General features: G+C 49.6%; 17 protein-coding genes. 9 read left to right on the top strand and 8 right to left on the bottom strand.

Annotation, left to right across the window (positions count from 1 at the left end; genetic code table 11):
• The first annotated feature begins 31 nt into the window (after nucleotides 1-31).
• Complete coding sequence (locus Q4E40_RS01130; protein ID WP_303409559.1) at nucleotides 32-2,299, top strand: TonB-dependent receptor; 2,268 nt, start codon at nucleotides 32-34, stop codon at nucleotides 2,297-2,299.
• A gap of 129 nt (nucleotides 2,300-2,428) precedes the next feature.
• Here the strand turns inward: Q4E40_RS01130 and Q4E40_RS01125 are convergent, their stop codons facing one another.
• From Q4E40_RS01125 to Q4E40_RS01110, 4 genes are all read right to left on the bottom strand, one after another.
• On the bottom strand, nucleotides 2,429-3,565 hold the full coding sequence (locus Q4E40_RS01125; RefSeq protein ID WP_303409558.1) for a sensor histidine kinase: 1,137 nt from the start codon (nucleotides 3,563-3,565) through the stop codon (nucleotides 2,429-2,431).
• A 35-nt stretch (nucleotides 3,566-3,600) separates the two neighbouring features.
• Entirely contained in the window at nucleotides 3,601-3,747 is a 147-nt protein-coding gene (locus Q4E40_RS01120) for a hypothetical protein (protein ID WP_303409557.1), read from the bottom strand.
• A 75-nt stretch (nucleotides 3,748-3,822) separates the two neighbouring features.
• Nucleotides 3,823-4,437: a c-type cytochrome gene (locus tag Q4E40_RS01115; RefSeq protein WP_303409556.1), complete on the bottom strand. Its 615-nt coding sequence runs from the start codon at nucleotides 4,435-4,437 to the stop codon at nucleotides 3,823-3,825.
• 393 nt (nucleotides 4,438-4,830) lie between these two features.
• Nucleotides 4,831-5,856 (bottom strand): proline iminopeptidase-family hydrolase, encoded by a 1,026-nt coding sequence (locus tag Q4E40_RS01110; RefSeq protein ID WP_303409555.1) that lies wholly within the window; start codon nucleotides 5,854-5,856, stop codon nucleotides 4,831-4,833.
• Between the two features lie 382 nt (nucleotides 5,857-6,238).
• On the opposite strand from Q4E40_RS01110, the gene Q4E40_RS01105 reads away from it, so the two are divergent.
• The 7 genes from Q4E40_RS01105 (at nucleotide 6,239) to Q4E40_RS01075 (ending at nucleotide 12,282) form a co-directional block, all read left to right on the top strand.
• Entirely contained in the window at nucleotides 6,239-7,030 is a 792-nt protein-coding gene (locus tag Q4E40_RS01105; protein ID WP_303409554.1) for an alpha/beta fold hydrolase, read from the top strand.
• An 84-nt stretch (nucleotides 7,031-7,114) separates the two neighbouring features.
• A complete protein-coding gene (locus Q4E40_RS01100) occupies nucleotides 7,115-7,540 on the top strand; it encodes a hypothetical protein (RefSeq protein WP_303409553.1) in 426 nt (141 codons plus the stop codon).
• A 295-nt stretch (nucleotides 7,541-7,835) separates the two neighbouring features.
• Nucleotides 7,836-8,156: an ArsR/SmtB family transcription factor gene (locus Q4E40_RS01095; RefSeq protein WP_303409552.1), complete on the top strand. Its 321-nt coding sequence runs from the start codon at nucleotides 7,836-7,838 to the stop codon at nucleotides 8,154-8,156.
• Nucleotides 8,153-8,662, top strand: a complete 510-nt coding sequence (locus tag Q4E40_RS01090; RefSeq protein ID WP_303409551.1) for an SRPBCC family protein — start codon at nucleotides 8,153-8,155, stop codon at nucleotides 8,660-8,662. The genes Q4E40_RS01095 and Q4E40_RS01090 overlap by 4 nt, the downstream gene beginning before the upstream one ends.
• A gap of 571 nt (nucleotides 8,663-9,233) precedes the next feature.
• Nucleotides 9,234-10,322, top strand: coding sequence for a DUF3616 domain-containing protein (locus Q4E40_RS01085; RefSeq protein ID WP_303409550.1), 1,089 nt, complete (start codon nucleotides 9,234-9,236; stop codon nucleotides 10,320-10,322).
• Nucleotides 10,323-10,501: 179 nt separating this feature from the next.
• Nucleotides 10,502-11,677, top strand: coding sequence for a tetratricopeptide repeat protein (locus Q4E40_RS01080; protein WP_303409549.1), 1,176 nt, complete (start codon nucleotides 10,502-10,504; stop codon nucleotides 11,675-11,677).
• A 233-nt stretch (nucleotides 11,678-11,910) separates the two neighbouring features.
• The gene (locus Q4E40_RS01075; protein ID WP_303409548.1) at nucleotides 11,911-12,282 is read left to right on the top strand and encodes a hypothetical protein; all 372 of its coding nucleotides are present in this window, start codon (nucleotides 11,911-11,913) and stop codon (nucleotides 12,280-12,282) included.
• A gap of 119 nt (nucleotides 12,283-12,401) precedes the next feature.
• Here Q4E40_RS01075 and Q4E40_RS01070 read toward each other — a convergent pair whose 3' ends face one another.
• Together Q4E40_RS01070 and Q4E40_RS01065 are read right to left on the bottom strand one after the other, a co-directional pair.
• Nucleotides 12,402-13,784 carry a YfaP family protein gene (locus Q4E40_RS01070; protein ID WP_303409547.1) on the bottom strand — a complete coding sequence of 461 codons (1,383 nt, stop codon included), beginning with the start codon at nucleotides 13,782-13,784 and terminating at the stop codon, nucleotides 12,402-12,404.
• 388 nt (nucleotides 13,785-14,172) lie between these two features.
• Nucleotides 14,173-14,997, bottom strand: coding sequence for a tRNA pseudouridine synthase A (locus Q4E40_RS01065; protein ID WP_303409546.1), 825 nt, complete (start codon nucleotides 14,995-14,997; stop codon nucleotides 14,173-14,175).
• 166 nt (nucleotides 14,998-15,163) lie between these two features.
• On the opposite strand from Q4E40_RS01065, the gene Q4E40_RS01060 reads away from it, so the two are divergent.
• Entirely contained in the window at nucleotides 15,164-15,289 is a 126-nt protein-coding gene (locus tag Q4E40_RS01060; protein ID WP_303409545.1) for a hypothetical protein, read from the top strand.
• Between the two features lie 187 nt (nucleotides 15,290-15,476).
• Here the strand turns inward: Q4E40_RS01060 and Q4E40_RS01055 are convergent, their stop codons facing one another.
• Both Q4E40_RS01055 and Q4E40_RS01050 read right to left on the bottom strand, forming a co-directional pair.
• Nucleotides 15,477-15,818, bottom strand: a complete 342-nt coding sequence (locus tag Q4E40_RS01055) for an ASCH domain-containing protein (protein WP_303409544.1) — start codon at nucleotides 15,816-15,818, stop codon at nucleotides 15,477-15,479.
• A gap of 28 nt (nucleotides 15,819-15,846) precedes the next feature.
• Entirely contained in the window at nucleotides 15,847-15,984 is a 138-nt protein-coding gene (locus tag Q4E40_RS01050; protein ID WP_303409543.1) for a hypothetical protein, read from the bottom strand.
• Between the last annotated feature and the right edge of the window lie 37 nt (nucleotides 15,985-16,021).

Below are 16,021 nucleotides of genomic sequence, written 5' to 3'. Positions count from 1 at the left end.
TAATCCTATTCGTCAAGTCAAGTGCGCACAGATGACAAAGCCATTCCTGATCGTCACACTGCTTCTGCTGCTGGGTGGGGCTGCCTACGGCCACAACGGCACCATCCGGGGTGGGGTGTTCAGCAAAGCGGACCATGCGCCACTGGCAGGGGCTACCGTTGTACTCACGAGCCAGGATAAAGGCACTACCACCGACGTCTTCGGTGTGTTCTCCTTCAGCAACCTGGCCGAAGGGCGGTACAGCCTGCAGGTTTCTTATATGGGTTTTAAGACGGTTACACAGGTGGTGGAGGTGAAAAGTACTGAAACTAGCCTGGTGACCTCATACCTGGAGCGGGGGGAGTTCAGCCTATCTGAGGTTAACGTAACTGCCGGGCAGGAAACGCCCCTCAACACCATCAGTTCCATCGATATTAACCTGCGCCCGACACAAAACTCGCAGGACGTACTGCGCATTGTGCCGGGCCTGTTCATTGCCCAGCATGCCGGCGGCGGCAAAGCCGAGCAGATATTTCTGAGGGGGTTCGACATTGACCACGGTACCGATATAAGCCTCTCCGTGGATGGCATGCCTGTCAACATGGTGTCGCATGCACACGGGCAGGGGTACTCGGACCTCCACTTCATCATTCCCGAAACCATTGAGCAGGTCGACTTCGGCAAAGGACCATATGAGGCCAGGCAGGGCAATTTCGCCACAGCCGGGTATGCCGATTTCAGCACCCGCTCCAGGCTGAGCAGGAGCAGCCTAAAGCTGGAGGCGGGCCGCTTCGATACCTACCGGGCCGTAGGCCTGTTTAACCTGCTCGGCGAGGGCGCACAGCAGAAACAACAAAACGCCTACCTGGCCACAGAGTACATGTTCACCAACGGGTATTTTGAGTCTCCGCAAAATTTTAACCGCATCAACCTGTTCGGCCGCTACAACGGCCTGCTGGACGGCAATAAAGTACTGTCTGTATCAATGGCCAGCTTCGGGAGCAAATGGGATGCCTCCGGGCAGATACCCGAGCGTGCCATAGCCGATGGTACCATTAGCCGGTTTGGCGCCATTGACGATACGGAAGGAGGCAGTACGTCGCGCCAGAGCCTGAACATAAGCCTGATGACCGTGCTCCCGAACAATGCGGTGCTCGATAACCAGGTATACATCATCCACTACGACTTCGAGCTCTACTCCAACTTTACTTTTTTCCTGCACGACAGCGTGAACGGTGACCAGATCAGGCAGAAAGAGCAACGCAGCATCATCGGATACAAAGGGGCCTACAGCAGAGAGGGCACTTTGTTCAATCTCCCACTCAAAAGCGTAGCCGGGCTTGGCCTGCGTTACGACAGGGTGCAGGACTCGGAATTGTCGCGCACACTGGGCCGAAAAATTACCCTGAGCGAGGTGCAGAAAGGAGACATAGATGAAGTGAACGCTTCGGCGTATATCAGTGAGACGCTGGAGCTGAGCCCCGCCTGGACGGTGAATGCCGCGCTTCGCTTCGATCAGTTCCTCTTCGATTACGTGAGCCGCCTGCCAGCGGACTCCGTCTTTAACAGGCAGGTGGCATCGCAAAACCGGTTCAGTCCCAAGCTAAATCTTTTCTATACCTATTCCCCAACCTTGCGCCTTTATGCCAGTGCCGGCATGGGGTTCCATTCCAACGACACCAGGGTATCAGTATTGGCTGACAAAAACCGCATACTGCCGGCAGCTTACGGGGCTGACCTGGGGTTTATCTTCAAACCGCTTCCCAGCCTGGTGCTGCATACGGCGCTGTGGGCGCTCGACCTGGAGGAGGAGTTTGTCTATGTCGGGGATGAAGGCATTGTGGAACCGTCAGGGAAAACAAGGCGCTACGGCGTGGATGTAACGGCACGTTGGCAGCTCAGCCCGTACCTGTTTGCAGACGGCGACCTCAGTGTGACCCGGCCGAGAGCGCGGGAAGCAGCAGAAGGCAGCGATTATATTCCTCTGGCGCCCATGGTAACCAGTGCCGGAGGGCTGACCTTCCGGAACAAGACGGGGCTGAATGCCAGCGCCCGCTACCGCTACCTGAAAAGCCGCCCGGCAAACGAAGACTACAGCCTGACCGCGGAAGGGTATCTGTTGCTGAATGCGGTGGCCAGCTATACCTTAAAAAACTTGGAGCTGAAGCTGACGGCCGAGAACCTGCTGAACAACGACTGGAAGGAAGCCCAGTTCGAAACGGAATCCAGGCTGAGAAATGAGACGGAGCCGGTATCGGAAATACACTTCACGCCGGGCACCCCGTTCTTCATCAAAGCAGGCATAACCTATTCGTTTTAAGTAGTACCTGCTGTCGGGTTCTATGCAAGCGTGCGCTTGTAGCGCGTGCAGTTTTCGTGCTGAAGGTATAGCGGCAGGGAGCTCAGCCTGCTCGGAGGTTTTCTAAATGATGCATACCCAAAGAAAGCCCTAAACAGCCGCCGGAAAATAGAGCCTGAATTCTGCACCGGCGTCCTCTTCACTTTTCAATTCTATTTTGCCGCCGGCATTCTCCAAAATACGCTTTACCATGTAAAGTCCAATACCGGTGCCTTCCACGTGGTCATGAAAACGCTTGAACATCGTGAACATTTGTGGATGCTGGCGACTATTGATACCCAGGCCATTGTCTTTCATGCTGAGCACCACCCAGGGCTCTTCCAGGCGGGTGCTGAGCGTGATCAGGCACTCCCGGTCCGGCGACTGAAACTTGACGGCATTGCTGATCAGGTTGTACAGGATACTCCTGAAGTTCTTTCGTGAGAACTTTAGCTGATAAACCTGCAGGTCGGTATGGATGAAGCAATCCTTTAGCTTGGCCGGCTTGTTGAGGTCGGCCATGATCTCATCATACACATCTTTGATGTTGATCACTTCGTTCGAGGCACTTTCGCTGAATCCTTTCTGCATCCTGCTGATCTCGGTCAGGTCTGCGATGGTGCGTTTAAACCGGTTAACAGAATCCACTACGTGCTTCAGGATCTCTTCGGTGGTGTTGTTCAGGGCCTTGGAGGCTTCGAGTTCCTTTTTCAGGATAACCATCAGCCCCTCAATGTTCATGATCGGGGAGCGAAGATCGTGGGAAGCGGTGTAAATAAAGGTATCCAGGTCGAGGTTGATGCGCTGTAGCTCCATATTCTTGTGCTCGAGCGCACTTTGCTGGCGAGCGGCCAGTTTGTCCCGCAGCTCTTTCTGCTCGGTTCTGTCGCCCGTCACTTTCGTGAAACCGATGTGTTTGCCCTCGGCATCGAATATAGGAGTGAGTTTGATGTTGGCCCAGAACAGGGAGCCGTCTTTTCGTTTGCGCCAGTCCTGCATTTCGTACACGCCATCTTTCAGGGCAGATTTCAGCTCTGTTTCGGGTTTGCCCGCCTGCTGGTATTCATCCGGAAAAAGCATACCGTAATATTCGCCAACAAATTCTTCTTCCTTGTAGCCCTTCAGCTGCTCTACCCCCTGGTTCCAAGTTGTAATGATACCCTGGGTATCCATCGCGAATATGGCGTAATCTTTAACTTGCTCAATAAAATAAGAGTTGATTTCTTCCGGTGAATGCTGTGGGTTCATGCAGAGTGCGCGATTTTTTTTTACCTGTTTACTCTTTAAACAGGGCGCAGGTTGTAATGTTTGCCAGGAAGAATAGCCTGATTCAGCAGAACGAAGCCACCTAATGATGTGTGCTCGTTGTTCGTGCTGTTGCCCGTGCTGGCAGGTATAGCTGTGTGGCAAGGTTTGGGCACGAGTTGCATGCTCGCAACAGCGGATGCCTGTCTGATCTGACAAGCGGACCTTTCTGTTCGATGGAAAAAAGCAAGATATAACCTTTACTTGCCGGTTGCGGCTGTCACCGGAGGGGTGGCGGCCGGAACGACGTTCTTGATGGGCTTGGTAGATTTGAGGTAGGCGAAGATGGCACTCAACTCTTCGTCTGTCATGTTCTTGTACATGTCCCAGGGCATGGGAGGCAGCAACATCCGTGAATTTTCCAGGCCTTTATACTTACCTTCCCGTATGGCCGTAAAGAACTGTTTTTCCGTCCAGTTGCCAATGCCGGTAGCATCAGAGGTTAGATTGGCCGCATACGAAATTCCCCAGGGTCCTATCCAGGCAGTCAGTGTTTGCGTAACCACCAGATTTTTCTGTTCTATTTCTTTGCGGTCTATATCAGGAGGAGGCAAATTAGCCGGATGGCCAGATAAAGCTCTGTCGTAGTCAAACACCGGACCCTTGTCGGACATTTTCTTGGGCGTATGACAGTCATGGCAGGCAGATGTTAAGACCAGGTGCTTCCCGAGTTTGATCTTTTCCTGATCCTGCTGAAGAGCGGTAGTAGAACCAGTAGGCTGCTTACTTGTTTCAGGCTTATTTTTCAAAATCGGTGTAGAAAGCAACAGGATGGAGAAGAGAAGGAGAGAGGAGATAAACAGAAAAATTTTCATAGTGGTAAGGATTAGGTAGAATAAACAAGTTAACTGTACTACCTAATTTACCTATAATCCAGGTGTTCCGGAACAACTAACCGGATTACCGCGTGAACAGACTGATGGCTGGTGTAAAGGCTATAAATTTTGAAATAAATCGCTTTTGTAACGGTCTGCTGCATGCTTAGTGTTTGCCCAGGCACTTGCAGGACCTTCGGACGCTGCGAGGTCTTTTAGTCACAGGTAGACCCGCCGTCATGCCGGAGCCCTCGCTTCAGGTATAGGTATAGGTATAGGTATAGGTATAGGTATAGGTATAGGTATAGGTATAGCCCTTTTGCACGATTCGGATAGGTCGCGACCTGTCCCTACGAAACGCAGAACCCATGACTCCTAAACTTTTTAATTTTTTTAACTCCCCAACTGATCCACCTCCTTCATAAACTGCACCAGCCCCTCAAAGTAGGTTTGCTGATCGTCGTAAAAGGCCATGTGACTGCCTTTGGCGCAGTGCAGGTAGCGGCCGTTCGGAAACTGCGTGGCCATCCATTCCATGTGCTTCGGGTCCATGGTGTCGTGCTGGCCGCCGATGGTGAGGGTGGGCACATTGATGTCAGGCAAATCCCGGGAGCGGTCCCATTTCAGGAGTGAGGCCTCGCCCCGGATGCCGAACTCGCTCGGGCCCTGCATCTGCACGTAGATGGTCTGGTTCATGTGGTCGAGCATGCGCAGCGCCGGGTCCGGCCACTCTTCCAGCGGCATGCGCAGCGCGTGCTGGGTATAGAAGTGCGGTAGCAGCAGCTCCATGTAACGCGGATTATCAAAGTCGTTGTCGGCTTCCAGCTGCTTGATCTCGGCCAGCACCTCGGCAGGCATCTGCGGACCCAGCACCTCGTCGGCATAGCGGTTGTAGTCGGGCACGCTCGACATCATGTTCGAGATGATCAGGCCTTTGAGGTGCTGCTGGTACTTGAGCGCGTACTCCATGGCCAGGATGCCGCCCCAGGAGTGACCCAGCAGGTAAAAGTTGCTTTTGTCCAGGTTCAGCGCCTGGCGCACCTGCTCCACTTCCTCCACAAAGCGGTCGATTTCCCAAAGGCTGGTGTCGTCGGGTTTGTCGCTGTAGTGAGAGCCTAGTTGGTCGTAGTAATAGTATTCGATGCCCGCCTTTGGCAGGAAGCTGTCGAAGCACTCAAAGGCCTCGTGCGTGCCGCCCGGTCCGCCATGCAGCAACAACAGCTTCATGGTGGGGTTGTTGCCTACCCGTTTCGTCCACACAAAAAAATCGCCTTTGGGGGTGCTGATGGTGATTCGTCTCGCGCCACCGCTTAGTTCGTCTACCGTTCCGGCGTAGTTGTGGTAGTCTGCTACCGAAGGGGTGGAACTGCCGGAGTTTTCGGAGGGGGAGAACTGGCGAATGGAGAGGCGTGATTTCATAGTGTATTGTTTAAGGTGGGAGGAAGGAATATGTACGAGAAATATACAAAAAGTATAACTTCATGCTACCTGGTAAATCCAATAAAATCGACTTTATACTCCGCTAGTGCGAGCTTGTAGCTCGTACTGTTACTCGTGCCAGGGGTATAGCTGCGTAGCAAGGTATAGGCACGAGCTGCAAACTCGCGCCAGCGGGGGGGAGGGTATAACGGCGTGGAAAAGGCACTAGCTGCAAGCTTTCACCAACAGAGGGTTGCTTTAGTTTTCTTTATTCGATTTGTGCGGGTATTTATAGTACTTTTGTTTATAGAAATTACCATCATAAAATTAACCTGTATACGTAATAGCGTCTGATGGTAGTCGTTTAACCGAACTTTGGACTATGGATGTACTGAAAAGGAATAACGTTAAGGTTATTGGTAAAGGTGAAAAGACGATGTTGTTTGCCCATGGCTATGGCTGCGACCAAAATATGTGGCGCTACATTACGCCGGCATTTTATAACGATTACACGATTGTTCTTTTCGATCATATCGGTTTCGGAAACTCCGATGCCTCTACCTATTCCAAAGAGCGGTATGATTCCCTGCAGGGTTATGCTGCCGATGTACTGGAGATATGCCAGGCGTTAGAACTGCAGGATGTGATCTATGTCGGCCACTCGGTAAGTGCTATGATAGGTGTACTGGCTTCCATTCAGGAACCGGGCCGCTTTTCGAAGCTGATCCTGATCTGTCCGTCGCCAAGTTTTATTAACGACGGGGAATACATAGGAGGCTTTACAAGAGAGGCAATAGATGGCCTGCTGCAATCGCTGGACAGCGATTACCTGGGCTGGGCCAACACCATAGCGCCCGTTATTATGGGTAATGAAGATAAGCCGGAGCTAGGGCAGGAGTTGGCCGGAAGTTTCTGCAGAAGCAACCCGGAAGTAGCCAGAGACTTTGCTCACATCACTTTCTTGTCTGATAACAGGAAAGACCTGCCTCAAGTAAAAACAGGTACCCTGATTCTGCAGTGCTCTGAAGATGCTATTGCCCCTATCAGTGTTGGCGATTATGTGCACAAGCATATTGCCGGAAGTAAGATGGTACTGCTGGATGCAACCGGGCATTGCCCGAATCTGAGCTCACCCGCAACAACCATTGCAGCCATGAAAAGCTTTTTAAATTAGGGGCCGCTCAGGCAGCTGCAGCACTTCCTTGCATTAGAAATTCTGAAGTATTGAAAGCACACATATAAAAAAGATATTTAGCAATTGACAGAGACCACAAATAACAAGGAGCTGAGAAAAGCTAATGGAGATGTGTTCTGCGAGTTGAAAAGGTCGGCTGATAACGCTTTTATCTATGTGAACTGGATTGGCATACAATCTCTGGAGACCATGGTGATGGGAGGGAACCAGGTGCTGACCATGCTGCGAGAAGAGTCTTGTCTTGCTATATTAAACAGCAACCGCGAACTGATAGGTCCCTGGGAAATTGCTGTAAATTGGATGGCGTACAAGTGGGCCCCACAGGCAAAAGCGCTGGGTACGCTCTACTTTGCCCATGTGTTGTCGCATGGTATATTCGGTAAACGTTCTTTCGAAAAACTAAAGCCTGAAATGGAGAAGCATTTTGAGGTGAAATCTTTTGAAGATGAAGCAGTAGCAGAAAAGTGGATACGCTTGAAGCTATCATAAAAGTATCAGGTGGAATTTTCGGAAGCGGCAGGCTCGCGCCAGCGGGTATACCTGGGGTGGTACCCGGAGTACTGGAAATAACAGGTGAAATTGCTTATTAGCTCCGCTAGTGTTGACTTGTAGATCGGACTATGACGCAAGCTGCAGGTATAAGTATGCGGAAAAAATTCTTTCACATTAACTCCTTAATGGCTATACTTCAGTACATTAGACAAAAATAATTGCGAAATAACTTGCGCAACCGATTAATTGCGCGTATATTAGCAATGAAACGGTTGCATATTTTAATTAAGAGATGAGAAGAGACGTTTTTCAGGCGATAGCAGACCCTACCCGAAGAGCCATTATTGGTTTGATTGCCTTGCAGGCCATGACGCCTAATGCGATAGCCGAACATTTTGACACCAGCAGGCAAGCTGTCTCCAAACACCTGCAGATCCTTGTGGAGTGCCAACTTGTAAAACAGGAACAGCAGGGGCGCGAGATTTACTATCAACTGGAAGTAGCTAAAATGAAAGAGATTGACAAATGGCTGGAACAATTCAGGAAGATCTGGGAAGACCGTTTCAGCGAACTTGACACCGTATTATCAAACCTAAAAACAAATAAGCCATGAAAAAAGACCTGGAATTTGAGTTTTCCGTGAACAAGGAAAACAAAACGATCACCGTTAAAAGAGAATTTGCCGCAGAGCTTCCGCTCGTATGGGATGCCTATACCAAGAGTGAGATCCTGGACCAGTGGTGGGCGCCTAAACCCTGGAAAGCCCGCACCAAAACGATGGACTTCAGAGAAGGCGGCCACTGGCACTATGCCATGGTTGGTCCGGAAGGGGAAGAGCATTGGGCACTGGCTAATTACAAGTCCATTGATCCTAAAAAGCGCTTTACCGCACTGGATGGCTTTGCAGATGCCGAAGGAGTAGTAAACCCGGAAATGCCGCAATCGAAGTGGGAGGTCAGCTTTACACCCAAAGACGAGGTGACGCTGGTTGAGAACCTGATCGTATTCGATGACCTGGCGCAACTCGAAACCACCATCCAGATGGGCTTTAAAGAAGGCTTGACCATGGCTATGGAAGGCCTTGATGCCTTGCTGGCTGCCCAGAAACAGGAGGCCTGAAGTCTGTAGACTGCAGAAATTTTGAATAGTATGCTATAAAAGCGGGGCAGGGACAAAACCTTGGCGCCCCGCTTTTATAGTTTACAGCGCGCATTCATGAAGTGCCGGTTCAAGTTTGTAGCTCGTTCTGTTCGCGTGCCGGAGGTATAGCTGCGTGGAAAAGTATCGACACGAGCTGCAAACCTTATCCTGTCCTACATTTTTTTCAGTTTCGGCCTTTCCCTGCTGAAGAATACCAGTCGCAGGCTAAAAGTATCCCCATGAGGACAAGTGAGACGAGAGTCGAAACTTGCGACCAAAGGTCAATAGGGGTGTCTACTCCTGTGGATCTATCGGCATAGGTGCACACAAGACGGCCGCTTTGTAGCTTTACACCCCTGTGGTCCCCTTAAGGGGACAGTTCCCCAAAATCAAGGCCCATACCCAGAAATTTATGGGACAAGATAAGGTTATAAGGTCGCGTTAGCGGGGGACATACGATTTGTCGCATGGTTCGTTATATAGCCACAGTCTGTACACCTGAACCTGCGTACGTACACCAGAACAGGTGATACCTAAACCGAAACCAAACATGCGTGATCAGATTAAACTTTGCTTTTCCCCCGACCTGAGCCTGAATGCCGAAGGCAAGCATGTGCGCGATGGCCTTTCGACCGCCATGCTTACTGGCGATAATTTATGGTTGAGCTGCGACGAGCGCACCACCATCGAGCGCCTCACCCGCCTACCCGACGGGGACTTTGGTAAACACCATTCCTTTGATATTCATGATTACCTGGATCTCCCGGCAAAAGATTTCAGCGAGATAGACATAGAGGGCATGGGCATGGCCGACCATTACCTGTGGCTGGTGGGCTCCCACAGCCTGAAGCGGAAGAAGCCGAAGCGGCACGACTCCATCAAAAAACAGATCAAGCGCCTGGCTCAAATCAAGAGTGACCCCAACCGCTACCTGCTGGCGCGCATACCTATTCTTCAGGATCCGGCAACAGGGGACTATACCTTGTACAAAGAAGTGGCACACCCGGACCAGCCCGGCAAAATGCTGCGTGCGGGGCAGTTGAAGGGCGACAAGAACAGCAACATCTTAACGGAATTGATGGAGCAGGACGAGCACATAGCGCCTTTCATGAACATCCCCGGCAAAGACAACGGCTTCGATATAGAAGGACTGGCTATACACGGGCATCGCATTTTTATCGGGTTGCGCGGTCCGGTGTTGCGCGGCTGGGCCATGGTGCTGGAAGTAGAGCCCGAGGAGGACAAGGCTGGCATCCTGCACCTGAAGCAGCTGACCAAGGAGAAGCCCTACCGGAAGCACTTTCTCAACCTGCGGGGCAAAGGTATACGGGAGCTGCGCATTTTCGGGAATGATATGTACCTGCTGGCCGGGCCCACCATGGACTTGGACGGCGTGATTGCCATTTACCGCTGGCGCGATGCTGTGAACGGGCGCACAGAGCAGCTGCTACACCACAATGAACTGGAGCGCCTGTGCGAGGTACCGCACGGCACTGGCGAGGACTCCGGGAAAGACAAAGCCGAAGGCCTTGCCATACTCGATGAGGAGCGTGTGCTGGTGGTCTTCGACAGCCCGACCGATGAACGTACGGTGGGAGAGCATGATGTGCTGGCAGATGTGTTGCAAATTGAGAAGTAGGTATGGCTATCAGGATGGTGTCTTATAAAAGTGCGTTGTGGGTATATTTCTGTAAGGGAATAACAAGAACTGCCAGGTCCTGCAATGGGAAATAAACGACATAAAAAGTGTAGTTAGAAAGCCTATATTTATATAAATAATTTTTAGATTTATAGCTGGATAACTTATACTTTTATAAGATGCGAAAAATTCTAAAATTCATACTTGTCTGCTCACTGGCCCTAGGCACCGCACAGCTTTATGCTCAGGAAGCGAGCGATGCGCTGGATGCTTACATTAAGAAACTGAAACATTCCTCGGCTACGGGCGGGAGCGAAACTGCTTTCTTGTCAGTTGGTTCTGATTTTATGTATGCCCAGGAGTACCTGGAGGCAGGTAATTATGCTTCTGCTGCCTATAGTTTTGCGAGCATCGTGCGGGCGCACCCCGATCATGCTTTTGCCAATTACCAGTATGCTGTTTCGCTTCTCAAACAAAAAGACCCTGAAAAGACAAAGCTGGCACAGCAGTTTTTCCAGAAAGCGATCGAACTGGACCCTTCACTCAAGGCGCGCCATGAAAAGGACGTGCCTGCCCAAGCTGCTTCTGAACCTGTAAAACCAGCCACACCTGCCAATAACGATCAGCCTGCCGAAACTACTCCAGCCAAAACTGAAGCAGTAGCTACTGGACTGGATGCCTACATCGCGCAGCTAAAGCATTCTGATGCCACGGGTGGTAAAGAAACGCAGATGTTTGCCCCTGGCCAGGAAGCGGTGCAAGGCATATTTTATTATGAAAAAGGCGAGTTCAGCAGTGCTGAAACCAGGTTCAGCCTTTCGCTAAGCGTAGACCCTGAGAACCCTTATGTCAATTACCTGAAAGCGGTCTCGCTCGCTGCCCAGGGCAACGACGCAGCGGCAAAACCCTTTTACCAGGCAGCCATAGCCGGCGACAAAACGCTGGCTGCACGCTATGCCGGAGATGTGGCTTCGGGCAAAGCAAAATGGAGTAAACTGCAGGCTTCCAAAGAAGTTAAAACTACTCCTGCCCGCAAAGTAACGTATGGCGGTGCCCTGGTGTACGGCAACTATACCTGCGACCAGTCTGTATGGAATGGCCCGAATGTTAGCCCCGCCTACCGGTATGATTACAAAGGGTATTTTGCCCTGAAAAAGGATGGTACCTACCGTTGGCTGGATGATGGCGGAACAGGTAGGTATAGCTATAACGCCAAAACAGGCGTCATCACCTGGCTTTCCGGACCCATGAAAGGGAAGGCACCAAAGGTGTCTAAATACCAGAAAGGAACAACCGTGGCCCAGGTTACAGTAGAGTTCGACGGCTATACGTGGCAATGCGGCTGCAATAAATAACAGGTTCAAATGCTTTAGCCTGATCTGGAAACCAGCCTCTCACTTAACTTGAGAGGCTGGTTTTTTTTCTGGTATCCTGTGTCCGGAAGTTCCTGTTTATGCTTTACTATCCGCGACCCAGGCAAGCATTTTATACTTTAGCGGATGTGCTGGCGTGTAACTGCAACGGGAGCCAGGAAATTTATATTTTGCGGCACGGTAAACGTATAGCTACTAAAGCAAATAGCAGGAATATGAATCTGACAGTAGGTTGTAAAGTAGAGTGGACGGAGTCGGTGTACACGCCTTATACAGAAGGGGAGACATCCGACTTTATCGGGGAGCGGACTGTAACCGGCAGAATAACGGCAGAAGGATATGCGAAGAAAACGAACTATCATTTCTTCACAATCCATGTGTATGGGGCTGAAGGCGTAAACGCGCAGGAGATAGAGGTGAACAGTAAGATCGTCCGAAGGGGTGTCGTGATTTACCCGAAGTGCAGGCTATTGGCCACCCCAGCCAACTACGATGAACTGGTAAAGGAAAAAGCAGAGCGGAAGGAAAATAGCAGTCCCGTCTGTTATGCCGACTCAAAAGAATTGCGGGAAGGCTTTGAAGATTAAGTGGAAGCAACAGTTTATAGGAATAAAACAGCCCCTGCTTTAGATCAGGGGCTGTTTTGTTTGAAGTTCTGGTGATTAAATTTTTTACTAAGTTATCTGAGGGACAAAATAAATTTTTTCTAAAACTTAAGTGTGTTGCCAGATTTAGTGAATGTGACTATGTGCACTTTATTGTGATCAAAAAAACCGAGTGATCCCGGTATGCTTTCTCTGACACCTAATCCATTTATTATCTTAACAGTGAAATCTGTAGCTGGACCATTTTCGGGAGCAAAATAAACCAAGTATATTTTATACTGGCCATCAGGTATATTTTTAGTCCAGTAAACGTTTTCAGGTCCATGGCCGTCTGTATCATCCAGGTCTAGATACCCGCCTGAAGAAGAAGAAGGATTACTATAATAAATTTCTTCGCCAAATGGATCTACAACATGCAAGTCTATATCAGCTGTAGTATTCCAGCTGAGCCCTATCTGAATAACTCCTTTAGAATCCGATAAGTCGTTTAGCGCTTCGTTTTCGGTATCGGAGAGCTCTTGCATATCTGATACCCAGTCCTCTAAATTTGAATTGGCATTTCCCGAGTTATGTACATCATTCAGATGCCTTTCAATGTTATCCGTGATGTCATAGTCATCAAAGAAATCCAGGTCTAACTTTATCTTCAACCCATCAAATCCGAATTTGCTTCCCGATTGCTCTTGTTCGGTAGCCTTCTCAACATCTTCAAATATCTCTTTATCTGTTATTTTATTTACCTGCTCGGAGAGTTTACATACAAAGCTCTTGTTAGGGCTGTCTACAGCTTCGCTGACGTCGCAGGGTGCTTCAATTAGTTTGGTCTTTGTTTCTTTCAGCAGGTCCATGAGTTCACCTACTTTCCTGTCGAAAATTTCATCTATACTTTCGTCTGCAGCAAGCTTACTTGAACTTTCGGAAGTTTTCAAGCCGTACGTTTCAAATGAAATAACAGGTGCAGGATAGGACTTTGTTCTCTTTCCTGCACTTCTTCCTCCTTTTGAAGGCGTGGCATTATCGAAAATCACCTCATGCTTATCATCGGTGACTTTCACTTCATATTCAAGTGTACCGAGTCTGTTAACCCAGTCGTATTCATAAAATCGTAATGTATACTGCGATTGGCTCGTATGGTCTATCCAGTACAGATAGGGGAGCTTTTGTTTGGTGGCTGAATTGATGCCATACATAAAAACGGGTCTGACACTTTCATCTACTAGTACCACCCACTCAGTCTTTGTTTCGCTATCAGAAATATAAAGCTTCTCAATACCCAGTGGCACTGTACCATTGAATCGCCCGAAGGCAGTGGCCTGTACTTCATCATTTTTAATCGTAAGTTGGGGTACTACTTCCTGGGTGATGCTTCGTGGTGTGTATAAATTCACCTCAAGTTTAGATAAGTTTGGATTAACTTCTTCCGAATCATCGCTACAAGAGAAGATAAAAAAAGGAAGCAGTAATAATAGATATAACTTCTTCATGATCTGGTTTTTATAGTTTATACATTGAAAACAATGAACTTACTATATATTATCACTAAAGTTATAAAAAATATCAAAAATACCCACTAATAGGTATTTTTGATATCTACATAAAAAAATTGTTAGCTACCTTGATATGAGCTACTTATATAATTGTAATAGCGCTTTAATTGGTTTGTATACCTGACCTCAGTGTTAGTGGACTTAAGTACTACAACAGAAGAGTCCTTGCAATGAGCAGGGGCTTTCCCGTTTAACTGGTGATGCTAGTGCGATCTTGTAGCCCGTACTGTTACTCCTGCTGGAGGTATAGTGGCATAGAAAAGAAAAGGCACGAGCTACAAGCTCGCGCCAGCAGAGTAATGTCAGTGTGTTTGCCAGTTGGCAGCTATACCTGCCGGAAGGCAGGAGAGAAGGAAGGACGGGGCGGAATGTCCAGGAAAGGGTAGGTGACTTTGGACAGGTATAGCCCCTGCGGATAGGCAGGTGTCAGGTGTTTGGGTGCTGTCTCAAGCGCCAGGTAACTTTCAAACTCGGGCAGGCTGAGTGCGCCGGTTCCAATCTTCAAGAGTTGGCCCACCAGAATGCGGATCATGCGGCTCAGAAACCGGTTGGCCGATATCTGAAAACGCAGCCTGTCACCCTGCGTATCCATCAACCAGCGGGCTTCTGTTACATGACAGATGGTGCTGTCATGGTCGGCCGGCGTCAGGCATAGGTTCCGGTAATCAGAGTAAAGGGGGAGCAGGGCAGTGGCCGCCTGCATGGCCTCCAGGTTCAGGTTCCGAAGGGGGTACAGGGCGCTTACATCGTGCAGAAACGGATCTTTGTAGGTATGGATAAAATAGTCGTAGCTTCTTTGGCAGGCATCGAAGCGGGCATGGGGCAGGCCCTCCACCGGTAGTATGTCGAACACGGCAATATCGGGCGGTAACACTTTGTTCAGCCGGAAAAGCATGTCAAAGTCCCAAGGCTGCGCTACATCCAGGTGAAAAAAGAACTGGCTCGCGTGTACCCCGGCATCCGTCCGGCCACAACCCACAATCGCGACGGGCTGCTTCAGAATCTTCTTCAGACATTCCTCTATCACCTGCTGCACTCCCACGCCATAGGGGTGTCGCTGCCAGCCTTTGTAGTGCGTGCCGCTATAGCCGATATGAAAGAAGTAGCGCAAGGTTTTGCTCAGGTATAGGAGATGGAAATTGCCTTGCAAGATAGTGATAAAGGAGGTTCAATGTCCTGGTTACAGCAGTGAATACGCATGTTTTTGTACTGGTGTGAGATACAGGCAGACCCCACCCCGCAGGCAGAGTGCCTCTTCGACTGTGTGGCCTATACCTTGGATAAGATCAGTAGTCTATCTGCAGCAATACGATCGCATGAAAACCTGGCTGGATGATAGATTCCAGATGCCGGATAAAATGGCGGCCCTGCTGATCAAGTTCCTGGAGCAGTCAGGAGGCAAGCTGTCGAAGCGGGCAAGGGAAAAGGAATTTACTGCCTGAACAGATGAGGAAGCAAAGGTGATAGAGGCCAGCTTTGCGCTTTATTTCGAATCCGCTTAGGCCCCTCCTGTGCTAGTGCGAGCTTGTCGCTCGTACTGTTGCTTTAGCTGAAGGTATAGCTGTGTGGAAAAGAAAAGACACGAATTGCAAACTTGCGGCAGCGGGGGAATCGCCTGCATTTCAATTTTTACGCGGGTAGCAACTTAAAGTAAATGATGGTACAACGGTCTTCGGCTGTAATGTCCGGATAAAACACTTTCAGGTCTGCCCGGAGGGTATCCAGGCTCTCAAACCCATCCATTAGGGCATCAGCCTCGGTCAAGTCGGCAAACGATTTGGTGAAATCCAACTTTTCTATCTGTGCCTTTTCCGGTAAAGCCATATCCCCAAAAACCAGCGGCAACTGTATGGCGTTTGGCAGGACATACCCTAACCGGACCGTAGACGTTTTCCGGCGCTGCCGCACCAGCTCAAGGTATTTTGGATGAAAGTGCAGGTGGTCGATGATCTCTGTTTCAGCTTTTGTCATGTGCTAATTTACGTAAAATATCAGGCTATTACACCCGCTGGCGCGGGCTTGTAGCTTCTACTGTTACTCGTACTGAAGGTATAGCTGCGTGGAAAAGAAAAGGCAGGAGCTGCAAGCCTGCGCCAACAGCCGGGCCGGTTGCATGCTGTTCTTTTTCATAATACATAGCACAAGGTGTATAATGTAAAACGTGCGTAAAGTAA

The organism is Pontibacter coccineus, assembly GCF_030546575.1.
In the GTDB taxonomy this organism is placed as follows: domain Bacteria; phylum Bacteroidota; class Bacteroidia; order Cytophagales; family Hymenobacteraceae; genus Pontibacter; species Pontibacter coccineus.
The sequence above is the reverse complement of the archived record's forward strand: the minus strand, read 5'-3'. Positions and strand labels throughout refer to the sequence as shown.